Origin of the sequence: Paraburkholderia sp. SIMBA_027, assembly GCF_046535315.1 — a bacterium.
GTDB classification, from domain to species: domain Bacteria; phylum Pseudomonadota; class Gammaproteobacteria; order Burkholderiales; family Burkholderiaceae; genus Paraburkholderia; species Paraburkholderia tropica.
In genome coordinates this window covers 1-278 of record NZ_JAWRWY010000416.1, presented here as the reverse complement: position 1 = coordinate 278, position 278 = coordinate 1, and the positions used below count along the sequence as shown (strand labels likewise).

General features: G+C 50.0%; 1 protein-coding gene. It reads left to right on the top strand.

What is annotated here, in order from left to right; genetic code table 11:
* On the top strand, positions 1-278 hold a 278-nt coding region (locus SB764_RS39635; RefSeq protein ID WP_410866701.1), incomplete at both ends, for a hypothetical protein.

Genomic DNA, 278 nt, shown 5'->3' with positions numbered 1-278 from the left:
AGAACCAGGTCATCCCTTCTCAGGCCCTTACGTTTACGAACAATGTGGGTGCCTCCGATTTTTTCGCTAAAAACCCATCAACAGGCGGCCTGGCAGATTGGTCGGCTTCCAAATTCCGGATCGATACAGAAGTCTCTTCCACAAAGGACAGTTATAAGATTGTCCCGTTACCGGTCTGGGCCGGAAAGGAAGGCCAGGACCCTACGGGGCTGATCGGTTCCAATTTTCTGTCGATCAATGCCTACTCAAAGAATCCAAATGCTGCCTTAAAGGTGATC